Genomic DNA, 17,944 nt, shown 5'->3' on the forward strand with positions numbered 1-17,944 from the left:
AGTAAATGTAGAAATAGGGCTGGTTGCTATGGCTCACAACCTTAAAAAGCTAGCTTTGGTCATCTAAAGCGAGACCAAAAGCTTTTAATTATTAACGATTAACAATCCTACCCGATCCGTAAAACCAAAAAAAATAGCTACAGCAAAAAAACAAAAAGACCGCCTAAATGTTTTTAGACGGCCTCTTGTTGTTCTATAAAATTGTTTAACTATTCTAATTTAAAGCTTTCTATTTCTTTAAAAGGAGAAATTTCTAACTGTTTCATTTGTGCTTCATATGCACTCCAGTCTTCTTTAAAGAATGTATTTACTTCGCTAAGTGCAGTTTTCAATTCGTCTTCAGCTTGTTTGATTAGGGTGTTTTCTGTAGTTGTCAATCCATTAGGTCTGCTTTGTACATAACTACTTGCAAGATAAATACGATTAAGAACAGTAACCTCGGCATTGCGCGTGATACCCTGACGGTCATCTTCTTTACCTAAAAATAGCGCAATTTTCTCGTCTATCTTCTTCACAATAGCTTCTGAACTGTCAATCTGGATTTTGTATTCTTCTTTGTCTAGCTTTTTTAAATCTGAAATGAAATCTTCAGCTATGGTTTTACTTTCAACTAATTGTTTAACCGCATCTGCAGAAACCTGAGTCATATCTTCTAAATCTTTCTGAGCAGCATAAATTTCGTTGACACCACTTGCGGAAATATCCAAACGCGGATCACTTTTCACAGTTATCATTTCTGAATCTTCAAGAGTACCATAGCTCATCACAACTTTATAGTTTCCCGGTTTTACTGTCACGCCACCAGGCTCATAATCATTGTCACGAATGCGGCGCGAAGGCCTTTCAACCCCTTTTTCATCCAGAAACCATCTAAAGCTATACATCCCAGAAGGGTCTGGTGTTTTAGTTTTTAGTGTTCTAATTAGGCGATCTCCATCATAAATATTGAGAAAAACGCTATCCCATTTGATTGCTGATTCTTCTTTTTCTGAGTCTTCAGCCTCATCATCAGATTCAGTCTTTTCAACTTTTTTAGGATTGAACATATACTTTATAAAAGCACCGCGCTCCCGATTAGTACCGCCATAAGTTGCATCTGCACCAAAACGACTTCCGGTAGGTTGTTGTGAAGCATTTTGATACGCAACAGCAGGAGGAATTACCTCAAGAACAGTACCCTCTTCCATATTCATATTTACACCTAGATCTGTATTAGCTGCAAGCGCTCTAAGCGGTTTAATATCATCTAAAACCCAAATAGAACGACCAAAAGTTGCAATTGCCAAATCATCTTCACGCTCCTGAATTACTAAATCTTTTACCGGGACAGTAGGAAAACCATTCGTCCATTTCTCCCAGTTTTCACCGGCATCAATAGACACGTATAATCCATCATCTGTACCTAAAAACATAAGGTTAGGTTCTTCTTTATCTTCTAAAATGGCCAGAGCATAACTTTCTACATCATCTTCATCAACGATACTTTTCCACGATTTCCCATAATCTGTAGTACGGTATACATAGGGTTTATAATCAAATCTCCGATAATTGTTAGCCACTAAGAGAGCTTCTCCTTTATTGGTTGCAGAAGCTTTGATCTGCGCGACCCAGCTTCCTTCAGGTAATCCTTTGATATTATTAGAAACATCTGTCCAGTCTTCACCACCATTTATTGTATAGAATACCTTACCATCATCAGAACCTGTCCAGATCATATTTTTTTGAACAGGACTGGGTTCAATAACCAATATCGTAGTGTGGTTCTCGGCACCGGTAGCATCCATCGTTAAACCACCGCTTTCGCTTTGCTTTTGTTTTTCAGGATCATTAGTTGTAAGATCTGGTGAAATAACCTCCCAAGTCAATCCTTTATCAGTTGATTTATGTACATATTGACTGCCAAAATATAAGGTGCTGTTGTCAAACGGATCAATATTTATAGCTGCATTCCAGTTGAAGCGCAGTTCTACATCAGGATCAGTATGCGTAGGACGTACTGAATAGTTAGAACCGGTTATCCAGTCATACCTGCTCACGTATCCTTGTTGACTCATAGACCAGCCATATTGCGAATCGTCACGGTCTGGAACAACATCAAAACCATCTCCAAATGAAATTTCTTGCCAGTAGGAGTTACGTATGCCTTGTGCACGCCAGATATACGCCGGTCCACGCCAGCTACCATTGTCTTGCATACCTCCATAAACATTGTATGGGAATTCATTATCTACTGCAATGTGATAAAATTGCCCCACCGGAATGTTTTCTGCAAAACGCCACGTGCTTCCGCCATCGCGAGAGATGTTCAATCCACCGTCGTTTCCGTCAATCATAAAATCCGGATGTTCAGGATGGATGAAAAATGAGTGGTGATCGGGATGAACCCCATTATCTACTCCGTAAGCCGGCATCAATTCTTCAAAACTTTTCCCGCCATCTTCAGAAACGTTCACATAAGTAAAGACGCTATATACGCGATTCTCATTATTAGGAGCTACATAAATTTCGGCATAGTAAAAAGGGCGATTCCCTATTTCATTCATATCATCATTTACCAATTTCCAATTTTCACCCCCATCTTCAGAGCGGTAAAGTCCGTTCTTTTTAGCTTCAACATAAGCATAAACAATGTTGGGTTTATTTGTAGCAATGGCAAGCCCCATTCTCCCTAATTCACCTTCAGGCAAGCCGTTTTTTGAGGTGATTTCTTTCCAAGTATCTCCACCATCATAAGTGATGTATAAGCCAGAACCTTCACCACCACTTTTAAAGAACCAAGGATCTCTTTTGTGTTCCCACATCGCAGCGATAAGCTTATTGGGATTAGTTGGGTCCATCACAAGTTCTGCAGTACCCGTTTTTTTATTTACATAAAGTACTTTTTGCCACGTTTTTCCACCATCTTTTGTGCGATATACCCCGCGTTCCTCATGTTCTCCCCAGGGAGAGCCTATTGCAGCGGCATAAATGATATCAGGATTTGAAGGATTTATACGCACTCTATAGATATGGCGTGTTTTTTCGAGCCCCATACATTTCCATGTTTTACCGCCATCTAAAGATTTATAAATACCAAAGCCACCATTTAAACTGTTTCTGGGGTTTCCCTCACCGGTTCCTAACCAGATTACAGAAGGGTTAGATTGCTGAATTGCCACAGAACCAATAGATGCCGTTGCTTCGTTTTCAAAAACCGGTTTCCAAGTAACACCACCAGATGTAGATTTCCACAAACCACCTGATGCAGAACCTGCATAAATAATGTCTGGATTATCTGTAACCACATCTATTGCGGTAATACGACCACTCATACCGGCAGGTCCCACATTACGAGGTTTCATATCTTTTAAAAGGTCAAGATTTAGTTTTTGAGCAATTCCGATACTTGAAAAGCTTAGTAAACAGAGAAGTAAAATTTTTTTCATGAAAGAATGTACTAAAGTTTTGTTCTAAGTTAACAAAAACTTAAAAGCTTAAGCGCGATGTGTATAATATTAGGCAGATTAACATAATATATCGCTAATTAACAAAAGCTTACGGTAGTCTTGTGATTTGTTTAAGTCTTAGCTAATACCTTTGAACAAAAGAAAATTCAAAAACAATAATTATGAAAAAGTTAGTTTTAAGTATGGCGATGATTGCAACTATCGCATTTACATCTTGTAAGGATAATGAAAAGTCTGAATCTGAAGACGTGATGACCCAAGAAGAAGTTGCTATGGAAACAGAAACTTCTGCCGAAGCGACTATGCCAGAGCAAGAAACTATTGCTGCAATCGCAATGGATAATGATGATTTTAGTACGCTGGTAACAGCAGTAAAAGCAGCTGACCTTGCAGAAACTTTAAAAAGTGAAGGACCATTCACTGTATTTGCTCCTACTAATGCAGCATTTGATAAACTACCAAAAGGAACTGTGGCAACGTTAACCGAAGCTGAAAACAAAGAGAAATTAGCAGATATTTTGAAATACCATGTAGTTTCTGGTGAATATATGGCAGCAGATATAATAAAAGCTATTCAAGATAATGATGGTAGTTTTACTATCGCGACTGTTGAAGGTGAAGAATTGACTGCTACTTTAGATGGAGAAAAGGTAATCTTAACGGATGCAAATGGAAATAAATCTACTGTAGTTATGGCTGACGTAGATGCTTCTAATGGAGTAATTCATGCAATTGATGCAGTTGTAATGCCGAAATCTTAATTATACACATATAGAATTTAAAACCCTCCATTTCTGGAGGGTTTTTTTATGCATAAATGAAAGTGACTTTTTTATTGAAAAGTCAGGTTTTATAAGTTGTTACGCCCAAAAATACGATTCATATTTTTTACTTCTTCCTGAGGTCAAAACTTCAAAATGCCGTAATTTTAATACACTATGAAAAAGGAAACATTAAGAAAGGGATTTGTATTTAAAAGCTACGAAGCCCCGGAACAATCGCTGTTTGACCAACTTTTTGAAATCTTTAAAGAATTGATCACACATACTTCTGGAGATTTTGATGAGGCAATGGATTGGTTAAAAGAACTTGACAAAGAATACAAGCTTACCAACGAAGACTATACCTTAGATGATTTTGTTCAGGAGCTTAAAGACAAGGGTTACATTCGAGAAGAGATAGAACCAGATGGTAACGGTGGTATGTCAATTACTGCAAAGACAGAACGTGCGATACGTCAGCGAGCGCTAGATCAAATCTTTGGGAAACTGAAACGTGGCGGAGCCGGAAATCATAAAACCAATAGAGTAGGACGTGGAGACGAGCATACCGGTGAATATCGGGAGTATCGTTTTGGGGATGCTCTTGAACGGGTTTCAATGACCGAAAGTCTCAAAAATGCTCAGATCAATAATGGCATTGGTAATTTTGATTTGACGGAAAAAGATCTGATCGTTGAAGAAACCCAGTTTAAAGCCCAGATGAGTACCGTTCTGATGATAGATATCAGTCACAGTATGATTCTTTACGGTGAAGATCGAATAACTCCGGCAAAAAAAGTTGCGATGGCTTTAGCCGAATTGATCACCACCCGCTATCCAAAAGATACGTTAGATATTATTGTTTTTGGGAATGATAGTTGGCCTATAAAAATCAAAGATTTGCCGTATTTGCAAGTAGGACCGTATCACACCAATACAGTTGCCGGCTTACAATTAGCGATGGATATCCTTCGCCGTAAACGAAACACTAACAAACAAATTTTTATGATAACTGATGGTAAGCCCAGCTGCGTGCGGGAACCAGATGGATTTTATTATAAAAACAGTGTAGGTCTAGACGATTATATTGTAAACAAATGTTACAGTATGGCAAGTCAGGCCCGTAAGGTCAAGATCCCGATAACTACATTTATGATCGCTCAAGATCCTTATTTAATGAAGTTTGTGCGTCAATTTACACAAGCTAATCAAGGGAAAGCTTTTTACACCGGTCTGCAAGGTCTGGGTGAGATGATTTTTGAAGATTATGAGACCAACAGAAAGAAAAGAATACGCTAGAAAAAGAATACTAAATCGAAAAAGAAACTATGAGTAAACCAGCTATTAAAACACTAGGTGAGCTAAAAAAATCAGATTATATAAGCCGAGGTATAAAAGATGAACTTCGTGCAAATCTGGTAAACAATATAAAAGCAGGTAAAAATTCATTTGAAGGAATTCACGGATATGAATATACGGTTATTCCAGAATTGGAAAGAGCCATTCTATCAAAGCATAACATCAATCTTTTAGGATTACGCGGGCAGGCAAAAACACGTTTGGCGCGTTTGATGGTTAAACTGTTAGATGAGTGGATTCCGGTGGTTGAAGGTTCAGAATTAAATGATGATCCGTTAAAACCTCTATCGCGCTATGCACAAGAATTGATCACCGAAAAAGGAGATGAGACACCAATTGTATGGATGCATCGTGATGAGCGTTTTGCTGAAAAACTCGCAACTCCAGATGTAACTGTAGCCGATTTGATAGGGGATGTTGACCCTATAAAAGCAGCCAATTTAAAATTGAGTTATGCCGATGATAGAGTGCTGCATTTTGGGATGATTCCACGGGCTAATCGTTGCATTTTTGTAATTAATGAATTACCCGATTTACAAGCGCGTATTCAGGTAGCATTATTTAATATTTTACAAGAAGGTGATATACAGATTCGAGGTTTTAAATTGAGACTTCCGTTAGACCTTCAATTTGTGTTTACGGCAAACCCCGAAGATTATACAAATAGAGGTAGTATTGTGACACCGCTTAAAGACCGTATCGGCTCTCAAATTCTTACACATTATCCAGAGAGTATTGAGATCGCTCGTGCTATCACAGAGCAGGAAGCAAAGCGTGATGCACGTAATGAAGAACAAGTTTATGTACCTTCTTTAGCAAAAGACCTTTTAGAACAAATAAGTTTTGAAGCTCGCGAGAGTGAATTTATAGACGTTAAAAGTGGAGTAAGTGCGCGTATGAGCATTACCGCTTTTGAAAATCTGTTGAGTACAGCTGAGCGTCGTTCATTATTGGCAGGTGATGATAAAACTACTGTTCGTCTTGGTGATTTTATGGGAATGATCCCTGCGATTACTGGTAAAGTAGAATTGGTTTATGAAGGCGAGCAGGAGGGAGCTGCATCTGTTGCACATACGTTGATAGGCGATGCGATTCAGACGTTATTTGTGACGTATTTCCCGGAAATAAAAAAACTTGAAAAGCAGAACGAGAAAAGTCCGTATGACGAGATCGTGACCTGGTTTTTCGACCAAAGCGATTTTCAATTGCTAGATGATTTAACCGAAGAGGAATATAAAAAGATGTTAGATTCGGTTACTCCTTTAGAAAAGCTTGTAAACGAATATTTGCCTGATTTAGAGCCAAAGGATAAGTACTTTATGAAAGAATTTATTTTATGGGCTTTGGTAGAATTTCAGAAGTTAAGCAAATACCGTATGACAGATGGTATACGTTTTAAAGATCTATATGGGAGCTACATAAGCGGACTGTAAGCTTTCGTCTTAATAAAGAAAATAAAAAACCCGTTAAGCAGCACTTAACGGGTTTTTCTGATTTAAGGATTTGATTTTATTGGCACCACCAAAGGATTAAATACCCCGATACTTGGCTCGAAATTGAATTTTGTTTTCTAACGAATCCCTTGTGGGCCTGCTTGAGGTAGTTTACTTTAGAATGGTAAATTCACTTCTTCTGTTAACGTCTTGTTGCTCTTCGGTACAATTCATATCGTTACAATCATTTATAGGATCTGTTTCACCATATCCTTTAGCTTGTAGGCGATCGCGATCGATACCTTTAGAAACCAAATACTCTACTGTTGATTGCGCTCTCTTTTCAGATAATTCTTTATTATATTTATCAGAGCCACGCTGATCCGTATGAGATGCAACTTCGATACTCATCTCAGTATATTTTTGCATTAGATCTACAAGTTTATCTAGAATTACAGCAGCATCAGGACGTATACTTGATTTATCAAAATCAAAGTAGATCTTTTCAAGATTTACCTGAGTTAATTGATTACGTTCGTTTACTGCTACTATATTTTCAGTGTCTGCATAAGCCGACATTTGTAGTTTAATGAGTGTCTTAGTATTCTGAGAATATTCAATTTTAACCTCTTTTTCTACTGGAGCATAAAGCGCCTTACTTGCTTTAATTTTATACAAATTATTAGGACGAACCATAAATTTGAAGCTTCCATCTGCTTCAGTAGTCATTTTTTGAATAGTTCCCGTTTCAGGTCTGAATAAGGTTACTTCTGCGCCTGGTAAAGGCTCAAGAGTTTTCTTATCGTCTACGTTACCCAAGATCTGGTAATCAAGGTTAGGAAATGTTTCAAAACTATAAAGCTTGTCTTTTCCTGTTCGGTTAGAAGAGATAAAACCACTTGCCTCGCGTTCTTTTATGATCAACGCAAAATCATCTGCGTTAGAATTTATAGAACTTCCTAAGTTATATGCTTCCGCGAAAGCGCCAACTTCAGGATCACTACTATACAAGTCAAGTCCACCCAAACCTTCAATACGGTTTGAAGCAAAATATAAATTGCCATTTTCTGAAACGTAAGGAAATTGCTCTAGTTTATCAGAGTTTATGTTTTTACCTAAATTAACTGGAGAACCAAAGGTGTTATTCCCCGTGATCTCAGCCTTATAAATATCAAAACTTCCAAATCCACCGGGCATATCACTTGAGAAATAAAGGGTTTTCTCATCGGGGCTCAAGGCAGGATGCGCAACAGAATATTCATCAGAACTAATAGGCAACATCACAATGTTATCCCATTTACCGGAAATTAATTCTGCGCTATAGAGTTGTAAAGGCGCGACTTTTGCACCGTTTAATTTTGTAAATTTATCACTGGTACGTGTAAAGTACATTTTTTGACCATCTGCAGTAAATACAGCATTACTCTCGTGTGTATCTGTATTTATATTTCCGGGAAAAAAACCTTCATCAGTAATCGCTTCACCATTAGTTTTTGCGTAATACAGATCCAGATAAGGTTTTCCCGTCCAAGGGTAAATAGGTCGGGCACCATTTCGGTTTGAAGCAAAAACAATTTGACGATCATAATAAGCAGCACCAAAATCATCGTAATCAGAAGCAGCATCTATAACTTCAGGTAAAAAGAACTGAGAAACCTTCATATCATGCGCTTCCATAGTTTTAAGAATATCTATGTTAGTACCTGTGTAGTTAGTCAATATCTCGTTAGCTCTGTTATAATCTTTATTGCGTTTTAGTGCATCAGCATAGCGAAAATGTGCTTCAGGGGATCGCCCCTCATTTATTTCCCAGGCAACGTCGTAAGCTTTTACAGCTTGAGTAGCATCACCAGTAAAATAATAGGCGTCAGCAAGATTTAAAGAAGCATCAGCATCTAATTCTGATTCATTCTCATAAGCGGTTATCGCTTCGGCATAAGCCTGACTTGCAAAAAGTTTGTTAGCTTTTTCAAGTGTTTTGTTTTGAGCAAATCCTACCTGACAAACGGCTAGCAGAATGAAGAGTAGCGTATAATTTTTCATAGTCATAGTAGTTTTGATTAAAAGAAGCGTGGTGATTTGCGGTAAGAAGGTAATTTGCCAAAAATATCAAAGTCAAAAAGAACCATGATCTCGTGACTACCGTTGTTGTACTCACCAAGATTTGAAGTGGTGTAATCATAAGCATAGCCTACGCGTACTCCCGGTGTAACTTCAAAATTTACCATACCGGTAACTGCGTCATCCAGTCGGTAGCCTATACCTGCTTCAAAACGTTGATAAAAACGCACGTTTGCATTTACATCTATACTTACCGGTGCACCGTTTACCCAGCGCGCCATAAACGAAGGTTTTACCTGAAAATCAGCTGATGGTTCAAACACATAACCACCTGTTAAGAAGTAATGTGTGTTTTCACTTCCTAAACGTTGCACCCCGTCTTCATCTTCAATATGTGTAGAAGCAACAAGGTTAGGAGCAGAAAGCCCTACATAATAACGCTCAGAAAAATAATAAGCACCTATACCAATTGTAGGATAGGTCTGGTTGATATTCTGCGCAAAAGAAGGATCTGTAGCAGGAGCACCACTGCCCAGTTGTAACCGGCTAAAATCTGTGCTAAAAAAAGAAGCACCGGCTTTAAGACCTAATGAAAGGGTTGCATTTTCCTGAATAGGTAGTTTATACGCAAAATCTGCATTGATGTTAGTTTCCTGAACCACATCACCTATCTCATCGTGAACCAGATTTAAGCCTATTTCTACTTTTTCAGACATGGGTAAATGACCAAAGAATGTCGCTGTAGTAGGTGCACCATCTATACCAACCCACTGGGCACGATAAAGAGCTCCTACTTTAGCTTTATTTACTGAAGAGTATGCAGGGTTGATAACACTCATGTTATACATGTACTGGGTATACTCGGGATCTTGTTGAGCAAACAGACTTCCACATAAAAGAATGAATGTTGCAAATAATGTGAATCTTGAAGTTGTATTTATCATTGGGAGCATCCTTTTATCTGTTGAGGTAAACTTTACCTTGTTTTGGGCTGGTTTGCCCATCGTTATAATTTATAATGTAGAAATACACACCGTTAGCAAGCGTATTACCCCCTAAACGGTTTTGATTGGCGTGACCATCCCAGAAACCAGTACTGCTGTCGCCTTTAAAAACAACCTGCCCGTAACGGTTAAAGATCTCAATAGTATAATCTGGGTACACGATCTCCATATTTTTCATTTCAAAAAGATCATTGATACCATCTCCGTTAGGTGAGAATCCGTCAGGGATAAATACCGAATCGCAACCGCTTAGATCTACAGTAACTTCAAGTCTTTGGCTTCCTTCACAACCTGTTGCTGTATTTTGAGCTGTGATATAATAGGTTGTATTTGCCCTAAGTGGAGTAGAAGGGCTAACCACTGAAGTTCCTGTGGCAGAATCATAGGTAATTATGGTAAAAGAAGAACTGATATTAGCCTCAAGGTCTGCAACTGTTGGATCATCATTGATACAGAAAACAGCTCCATCACTAGTGATACTTGGAACAGCAGGATTTTCTAACGTGAAATCGACCACTGTTACCGGTAAATTTGTAGCACTACACTCTGTTGTGCTATTTTGAATGTCTAACAAATTAAACATTGTCAAACCTCCAGAATTAAAAACTGAGCTTTCAAGAATAACATCTGCACTTCCGCCGGTAAATTTGACAGTTTCTGTGATTATTTCAGATTCGGTTGCACCACTAAGTTGATAATAAATCTCATAATCAATATCAGATAATACTGTTGCGCCAGAAAGCCTCACGGTAACTGGTTCTCCAAAACAAACATCATTTGCAGTACCTGTAATGCCTGTCGCATCAGGTAACGGGAAAATTTCAAAATCATCATTAACAGTTACAGGAACAGAAGAACAACCCGCATCACTATTAATTAAGGTCGCAGTAATGGTTGTTGTACCAGTTGCAGAAAGATTAATAGCAGGTATTTCAAATGACCCTTGACCATTTGTGATTTCAACATCAGCTGTTAGGTCTTGTGCAGTATTAGAAACACTAAGATTGTAAGTAATGATGTAGTCGCCATCAGCAAGATTTGCTCCTGCTGTGATCGTTACAAAACCATTTTTTGCAAGACATATATCTGAAGCTAATAAATCACCATCTGCAAGTTCTGGTACAGGATTTACTTCAAAAGAAGTTGAGGTTGCTGTTGTATTTGCACATGATGAACCTGGATCTGCAATAGAATTTATAGTAATCGTAGTTGAACCAGTATTTGTTATTGTTTCGGCAGCGATAGTTAATGAAGCTTCACCAGCTATAAATTCAATACTTGCATTATCTGAAAATGTATTTTCACCGATTAATTCATAGTTTATATCATAATTACCATCGCTCAAATCTGAATTCGTAAAAAGTAATTCTGTGCTTTCACCAAAACAAACGGAGGCAACAGATAAAGTTGTATTTTCTAATGATGGCACTGGTAATACTTCAAAAGTTGTAGCGATAGGAAGCCCTGTCGCTGCACAACGCTGTGAAGCTGTAGCTAGACTAATAATAGTAATTGTAGTTGTACCCGCTTCAGCAAGTTGAGTTGCCGTTAAATCAAAAGTGGTTTTTCCACCTGTAAAAGTCACTTCAACATCAGTATCCTCAGCTGAAGGGTTTGCATCACTTAAATTATAAACTAGTATATAATCTCCATCTTGAATCAAAGTAGGGTCTGTAGTAATAGTTACTGTATTTGCTGCATCTTCACAGGAGTCATCAATACTTACAACAGCACCAGTTGCATCTGGAGTTGCAATAATATTAAAAGAAGCAGTGGGATTGGCAAGATTATCTGCTTCACAAGTGCTAGCTGTGTTACTAACTGCGGTTAAGGTTAATGTAGAATTACCATTAGCTAAAATAGCCTGAGGAAGATCAAAACTTCCGGTTCCATCAGTGATTGTTACATCGTCAGCAGGTTGATTTGTTGCTGTTATGCTACCGGAAATGTCATAGGTGAAATTATAAGTTCCATCCACAAGATTAGGCGTATCTGATGAATCTGTAATGGTAACTGTAACCGTATCATCTTCACACGTGTCGAGAATACTTACAGTTAGTGTTCGGGCATCTGGTTTTGGAGATACCGTGAATGTAGTAGTAATAGCTGCAGTGGTAGAGCAGCCTGTGCTGTTTTCAATAGCGTTTAGCGTTATAATATAATCATCTGAAGTTGCCAAATCATTAGCTAATAATGGGATTTCCGCTATCCCATCAGTAACTGTTACATTCTCTGCATCATAGTCTTGAGTAGCAGTAGAACTGGCTAATGTGTATGAAAAAGTATATTCACCATCAGCAAGTTCGATTTCTGAAGTATTACCGGCATCAGAAATTGTTAGAGTTCCATCTTCACCAAAACATAAAGGCTGCTTTACACTCAATGCAGAATCACTAACATCAGGTAAAGCTACAATAGTTAGTGTATCACTTAAGTCATCTAACTTTACATCACAAGCATTTTGAGTATTGGGATCAATAATAGAAACCACTCGTATCGTAGCAACACCGGCTGCAGTAAAGAAATCAGGATTAATATTAAAACGACCAACACCTTCAGTCATAGAAAGTGTTACTGTATCTGTACCTGTGTTAGGAGCAGGACTAACGTTATAAGTAAGCTCATAATTACCATTAGGAATATCAGCGATATCACCTGTAATAGTAGCAACAGCATCTATAGGTAGTATATCTTCGCAAAAGATATCTTCATCAGGAGTAGTCAATTCTAACGCGGCATTTGTAAAATCTACAACTTCTTCAATAATTATTGCAACAGTTGTCTGACTGAAAGTACAAATAGGATTAACCGGTTGAACGGTATACGTAAATGTATATGTACCAGGGCCAAAAGTGTCTCTGATATTTTGAATATCTATAGTACTATCATTAAATCCGTTTATTTCATTGGTTTGATTTTCAGTCCAAACCCCTCCGTTATCTTCACCAATGATAGCATCTCTAAGATTAAATGTTGTAAAACCACTTAGATCGTCGGTTTCACAAAATACAGTGTTAACAGTATTGTCTATAGAACCAGAATCTGGAGCCTCTATAACTTCTACCATAACGGTACTCATCGTAGAAGGACAAGAGCCTTGAGACGCTACAGTATACGTGAAGGTATAATTGCCAGGTCCTGCTTGCTGCGCATTAAAAATTTGCCCGTTAAGTGCATTAGCTGGCCCAACAGTAATAGCCCAAGTTCCAAATAGAGTAGGGCTAGGACTAGAACCTACAAACTGAAAGAGGTTTACATCGTTTTCGGTCTCGCAAGCCACACCATCGTTGTTATCACGACCTGCATAGCCTGCGAGAGTTACCGTTACAGTAGCTTGATTATCTGTACAGTCTGCAATGTCCTCTACAGTGTAGGTATAATTAAAGGTACCACCTCGGTTAATTAACCACGTGTTTAATTCACCGGTTGTGCCATTAAGACCACCACTGTTGTTGTCATCAGACCAGGTTCCGCCCGTTACCGGTGAACCATTGAGGGCAGCAAAAAGATCTATAAATTGGTTCGTTTCTTTATCACAGGAGGTGGTAGAAGCATCTTCTCCAGCACATTGTGCGTATGATTTAGATGAAATTCCTGTAAGAAGTAAAAAGAAAAACAGGGGTGCTGCTTTTCCAAACAAGGTAATTGTTTTATGCATAGGAGTTGGGTTAGTAAAATTTAGTACAAGTATAACCGATTAATTACATATTGTATCGATTAAATGTAATAAATTATTAATTTTTCTCCTATATTTTAAAATTATTAATTATAATTCTTCCTTTTTTCCGTCTGGATATATAGCAAATCTTTCGGTTGCGGGAGAATGGGTATGCTCATTTGTAGACCATGGCCATCCTCCAAATTGGGTTTCCTGAAAATTAGAGAATGCCTTTTCAATATCCTGTCTTGAATTCCCCACAAAAGGACCGTGCTGAACAACATGTTCACCAATAGGTTTTCCTTCTAAAAGAAGTAATTGAGCGGGAGCAGAACCATTTTTTAGCGTCAAGACCTCGTTAACATCAGCTTTTATTTGGTGCATAGGAGGGATGTCAAAACCTTCAGCGGCAATTGCATCACCTTCATAAAAATATAGCGATCGGTTAGCTCCATCAATTCCTTTAGGTACGGTAAACTCTGCATTTGATTCTAATGAGATTAGCCAGATGTTGACATCGTTATCAGGATTTGCTGCCCAAGAGTCAGGTGCAGGGTCTAATGCTTTGTGACCATCAAAGCTCCCTGCGACAAGTTTAACTTCAATTTTATTTCCTTCTGAATCTTCTTTGGAAACAACAGGAATATTCTCATGCCACATCATTCCGAAATAAGGCTCGACGCTTTTACTTTTCGCAGGTAAATTCAACCAAATTTGAAACAACAAAAGTGGATTTTCTTTTTCGGTATTTATTAAAGGAAACATCTCACTGTGTTGAACGCCTTTACCGGCAGTCATCCATTGTACATCACCTTTACCAAATCTACCTGAAGCACCTAACGAATCAGAATGGTCAACAAAACCGTGCTCTGCGATTGTTACGGTTTCAAAGCCCACATGAGGATGTGCAGGAAAACCAGGCACTTTAGAACCGTGATACATTGCCCAGCCGTCTTTTTTAGTAAAATCCTGACCAATATTACGACCGGCAAGAGAATCTACAGGGCCATATTTGCCATTTCCCTTAGGGAAATTATCATTATGAAAAGCACAAAATAAGAAGGGGTCTTGTGTATCCCATTGCATTTGTAAACGGGTTATTTTTTGTATTGCTGCCATTGTAATTTACTTTAGGTGGAATACGAAGATACGAGCGACAAGTGTAATTTTAAAAATTAAAAAGCCCTACTTATAACATATTCATAAGAATTTAGCGATTATCAAATTTGTATTTTCACATTTGAATTAAAATCAGGTTAATTACCGAAAAACTAGCGTTGTGAATTTTTATCAAAAAGAAATCCATTTAAAAGCAAGAAGCCGCGGCTTTCATTTAATTACTACAGAAATTACCAGTCAGTTGGATGAATTGAGCAATATAAAAACCGGTCAATTGCAGGTGTTTATCAAGCATACTTCAGCGAGTTTGACCATAAATGAGAACGCCGATCCTACCGTGCGTCAGGATTTTGAAAGCCATATGAATACAATGGTTCCTGAGAACGCACCGTATTACATACATACGTATGAAGGTCCAGACGATATGCCGGCTCATATAAAAGCTTCATTAATGGGAGCATCAGTAACGATACCGGTAACCAACGGTCGCTTAAATCTGGGAACTTGGCAGGGTGTTTATTTGTGTGAGCACCGCAATAACGGGGGATCGCGTAAAGTAGTACTTACTTTACTTGGTAACTAAATTACCCTGAGGAAAGCCCATAAAGCATAATCTGGAAACATCTCCTGAACTCTAGCCGAGCCTCATAGATTTATAAAACTCGATTACCGAGTAAACGTTCTTTAGCTTCTATAAGTTGCTCAAGAATGTGTTCTACGCCATTTTCGTTATTACTCTTAGTTTGATATTTAGCAGCTTTTGTAACGTTAGGATGCGCATTTTGCATAGCAAAACTATAATCTGCAAGGCCTATCATTTCTAAGTCGTTATTGTAATCACCAAAAGCCATTGTTTCGGCTTTTGTAATATTCAGACTGTTTTGTAAAATTTTAAGAGCGCGACCTTTATCAGTGTCCAGGTGGCTGATGTCTAACCAGTTCTCACCACTAACTTTTACTTTAACCTGATCTTCTAATTTTTGAGCGATAGGATAAGTGGTCTCTTCTGAACCTCCAAAGCTATAAACCGCGATTTTAAAGAAATGGTCGTTGCTTATTTCAGTTAGATCTGGTACGCGTTTAAACTTGGTATAATATTCCTGAAAAATTTCAATAAAAGGTTCGTGGTCAGATTCTACATAGGCTTGCTCTTTTCCGCAAAGTACAATGTGCGCATCTTCAATTTCACGCATTTGACGTATTAAACCGTGTACGACTTCTACATCTACTGTACAGGTATCTAAAACTTCTGTGTTCTGAACGGTAATTCCACCGTTTTCAGCAACTACTGTAATCTCATCTTTAATTAGGTCTAATTTGTCTATGATGCTGAAATATTGTCTTCCGCTGGCGGCAACAAATTGAATATTGTGTTTTTGAAGGTCTTTAAATAATTCAAAAAATCGTGGACTTACTTTTCCCTGATCATTAAGGAGTGTCCCGTCCATGTCTGTAACGACTAATTTTACTTGTGTCAAATCCATATTTGCAAAAATAACCCATAAACACTAGCTGTGTTTATGGGTTCTATTAATTCATTCTTAAATTACATTGAATTTTTGAGATTTCTATTTTTTCAATATTTAGCTGCTTGATCGATACTTATACTTGCCTTTTCTATAAAATCACGTAAATCCTGATTTGCCGTTTTAAGATCTTCAGCACGCAGATACATCATATGACCACTGCGATATCCTTTAAAATCCATACGGTCTGTAAACTTCCCGTTGATGTTGATCTGACTCATAATATATTTAGCATTAAAATAGGTACAAGCTCCATCATAATACCCAGACTGAACCATCAGATGCAGATTAGCGTTCATTCCCATAGCATCTCTTAAATCAGAACCGGTATGATTATTAGAGCGATCCCAAGGGTGAACATCACCAAACAAATCATAAGTTAAATCCGTTTTAAAGCCTAACTCTTCGCGCATATAGTAATTGATGGCCGGTGTAAAACTATGAAGCCAGGAGGTTAATTCGCTGTTATAATCTGGAGAAGAACCTGCATCTGCGATGTCTAATCCTTTATAGCGTGAATCTAAACGACCAATAGTAAACCCTTCTTTGTCACGTAGAAGATCTTTCCAGAAATAATTAAATGGTACAGCAAGATTGTTTTGATTCACTGTCTTTTCTGAAAGACCAGAGTAGTATGCAATTTTTTTAACTGCAGCTTGTTTTTCAGTTGCAGAAGCATAACCTCCTTTTGCTAAAACAGGGAGTAACTCGTTAACGGCATATTCCTCAACTTCGGGAAGCATCTCAGTTAAATCTTTATTCTGAAGAGCAGGAGGTAGGGCGTTGTGATACCAGGCAGCAGCTGCAAAGTAAGGTAAACGGTTAGCGATCTCTACAGGACCTTCAAATTCAAATCCAATTTCGGTAGGAGATACCAGAACTACCCCATTTAAGTACATCCAGTTGCGTTGCTGTAAGGCTTTAGCTAAGCCTGATACCCGCGTCGTGCCATAACTCTCACCGATTATAAACTTAGGAGAACGCCAGCGGTTGTGACGTGTTACAAATGTGTTTACCCAATCAGCCAAATAAGCGATATCAGAATTCACACCAAAAAATTGATCTCTTTTAGGAAGATTACCTTCTAAATCAGGGACCATTCTACTATAGCCCGTATTCACCGGATTTACAAAAACAATATCTGCTACATCTAAAACAGAATTAGGATTGTCTTTGATGCCATAAGGCTGAACAGGAAATCCTTCATCTGTAATTTTTAAGATTCGGGGACCGGTATACGCAATATGCATCCATACGGAAGCAGAACCGGGACCACCATTAAAGCTTATAAGCAATGGTCTGGTTTGGTTATCTTTAATATCGGTTCTGGAATAATAGGTGTAATTTAAAGTTGCTACGGGATTACCCATGTCGTCCCAAACCGGCTGAAAACCTAATTCTGCCTGATACGGGATTGTTTTGCCTTTTATTGCAACGCTATGATTAGAAATAATTGTCGTGTCAACCGGAACGCTAACTTTTTGAGCTGTAAGCGTGGTGAAAAAACCAAAAGCTAACAGGCTTTTAAAAAATGTAATTTTTAGATTCATTTAGTGAAAAGTTTAATTCTGAAAACT

11 protein-coding genes are annotated in these 17,944 nt (G+C 38.1%); 4 read left to right on the forward strand and 7 right to left on the reverse strand.

Going from position 1 to position 17,944, the window contains the following annotated elements; genetic code table 11:
* Nucleotides 1–209: 209 nt before the first annotated feature.
* A complete protein-coding gene (locus DSM02_RS06725; protein WP_128764897.1) occupies nucleotides 210–3,425 on the reverse strand; it encodes a VPS10 domain-containing protein in 3,216 nt (1,071 codons plus the stop codon).
* 182 nt (nucleotides 3,426–3,607) lie between these two features.
* On the opposite strand from DSM02_RS06725, the gene DSM02_RS06730 reads away from it, so the two are divergent.
* The 3 genes from DSM02_RS06730 (at nucleotide 3,608) to DSM02_RS06740 (ending at nucleotide 6,999) form a co-directional block, all read left to right on the forward strand.
* Nucleotides 3,608–4,207, forward strand: a complete 600-nt coding sequence (locus tag DSM02_RS06730; protein ID WP_128764898.1) for a fasciclin domain-containing protein — start codon at nucleotides 3,608–3,610, stop codon at nucleotides 4,205–4,207.
* 177 nt (nucleotides 4,208–4,384) lie between these two features.
* Nucleotides 4,385–5,506, forward strand: a complete 1,122-nt coding sequence (locus tag DSM02_RS06735; RefSeq protein ID WP_128764899.1) for a vWA domain-containing protein — start codon at nucleotides 4,385–4,387, stop codon at nucleotides 5,504–5,506.
* A gap of 29 nt (nucleotides 5,507–5,535) precedes the next feature.
* Nucleotides 5,536–6,999, forward strand: coding sequence for a MoxR family ATPase (locus tag DSM02_RS06740; RefSeq protein ID WP_128764900.1), 1,464 nt, complete (start codon nucleotides 5,536–5,538; stop codon nucleotides 6,997–6,999).
* Nucleotides 7,000–7,170: 171 nt separating this feature from the next.
* Here DSM02_RS06740 and DSM02_RS06745 read toward each other — a convergent pair whose 3' ends face one another.
* The 4 genes from DSM02_RS06745 to DSM02_RS06760 form a co-directional block, all read right to left on the reverse strand.
* On the reverse strand, nucleotides 7,171–9,042 hold the full coding sequence (locus tag DSM02_RS06745; protein ID WP_164918251.1) for an OmpA family protein: 1,872 nt from the start codon (nucleotides 9,040–9,042) through the stop codon (nucleotides 7,171–7,173).
* A 17-nt stretch (nucleotides 9,043–9,059) separates the two neighbouring features.
* A complete protein-coding gene (locus tag DSM02_RS06750) occupies nucleotides 9,060–10,004 on the reverse strand; it encodes a PorP/SprF family type IX secretion system membrane protein (RefSeq protein WP_128765077.1) in 945 nt (314 codons plus the stop codon).
* Nucleotides 10,005–10,017: 13 nt separating this feature from the next.
* Nucleotides 10,018–13,722, reverse strand: coding sequence for a gliding motility-associated C-terminal domain-containing protein (locus DSM02_RS06755; RefSeq protein ID WP_128764902.1), 3,705 nt, complete (start codon nucleotides 13,720–13,722; stop codon nucleotides 10,018–10,020).
* Between the two features lie 108 nt (nucleotides 13,723–13,830).
* A complete protein-coding gene (locus DSM02_RS06760) occupies nucleotides 13,831–14,841 on the reverse strand; it encodes a pirin family protein (protein WP_128764903.1) in 1,011 nt (336 codons plus the stop codon).
* Nucleotides 14,842–15,001: 160 nt separating this feature from the next.
* Here DSM02_RS06760 and DSM02_RS06765 point away from each other — a divergent pair, with 160 nt between their 5' ends.
* On the forward strand, nucleotides 15,002–15,424 hold the full coding sequence (locus DSM02_RS06765; RefSeq protein WP_128764904.1) for a secondary thiamine-phosphate synthase enzyme YjbQ: 423 nt from the start codon (nucleotides 15,002–15,004) through the stop codon (nucleotides 15,422–15,424).
* A 70-nt stretch (nucleotides 15,425–15,494) separates the two neighbouring features.
* Here the strand turns inward: DSM02_RS06765 and DSM02_RS06770 are convergent, their stop codons facing one another.
* Nucleotides 15,495–16,325, reverse strand: coding sequence for an HAD family hydrolase (locus tag DSM02_RS06770; RefSeq protein ID WP_164918252.1), 831 nt, complete (start codon nucleotides 16,323–16,325; stop codon nucleotides 15,495–15,497).
* 92 nt (nucleotides 16,326–16,417) lie between these two features.
* Nucleotides 16,418–17,917 carry a S10 family peptidase gene (locus DSM02_RS06775; protein ID WP_128764905.1) on the reverse strand — a complete coding sequence of 500 codons (1,500 nt, stop codon included), beginning with the start codon at nucleotides 17,915–17,917 and terminating at the stop codon, nucleotides 16,418–16,420.
* Nucleotides 17,918–17,944: the final 27 nt, after the last annotated feature.

Origin of the sequence: Leeuwenhoekiella polynyae (assembly GCF_004104075.1) — a bacterium.
In the GTDB taxonomy this organism is placed as follows: domain Bacteria; phylum Bacteroidota; class Bacteroidia; order Flavobacteriales; family Flavobacteriaceae; genus Leeuwenhoekiella; species Leeuwenhoekiella polynyae.

Bases quoted from the DNA above. Each gene is read 5' to 3' on its own strand.
- DSM02_RS06725 (WP_128764897.1), bottom strand. From the start codon at position 3,425: ATGAAAAAAATTTTACTTCTCTGTTTACTAAGCTTTTCAAGTATCGGA.
- DSM02_RS06730 (WP_128764898.1), top strand. From the start codon at position 3,608: ATGAAAAAGTTAGTTTTAAGTATGGCGATGATTGCAACTATCGCATTT.
- DSM02_RS06735 (WP_128764899.1), top strand. From the start codon at position 4,385: ATGAAAAAGGAAACATTAAGAAAGGGATTTGTATTTAAAAGCTACGAA.
- DSM02_RS06740 (WP_128764900.1), top strand. From the start codon at position 5,536: ATGAGTAAACCAGCTATTAAAACACTAGGTGAGCTAAAAAAATCAGAT.
- DSM02_RS06745 (WP_164918251.1), bottom strand. From the start codon at position 9,042: ATGAAAAATTATACGCTACTCTTCATTCTGCTAGCCGTTTGTCAGGTA.
- DSM02_RS06750 (WP_128765077.1), bottom strand. From the start codon at position 10,004: ATGATAAATACAACTTCAAGATTCACATTATTTGCAACATTCATTCTT.
- DSM02_RS06755 (WP_128764902.1), bottom strand. From the start codon at position 13,722: ATGCATAAAACAATTACCTTGTTTGGAAAAGCAGCACCCCTGTTTTTC.
- DSM02_RS06760 (WP_128764903.1), bottom strand. From the start codon at position 14,841: ATGGCAGCAATACAAAAAATAACCCGTTTACAAATGCAATGGGATACA.
- DSM02_RS06770 (WP_164918252.1), bottom strand. From the start codon at position 16,325: ATGGATTTGACACAAGTAAAATTAGTCGTTACAGACATGGACGGGACA.
- DSM02_RS06775 (WP_128764905.1), bottom strand. From the start codon at position 17,917: ATGAATCTAAAAATTACATTTTTTAAAAGCCTGTTAGCTTTTGGTTTT.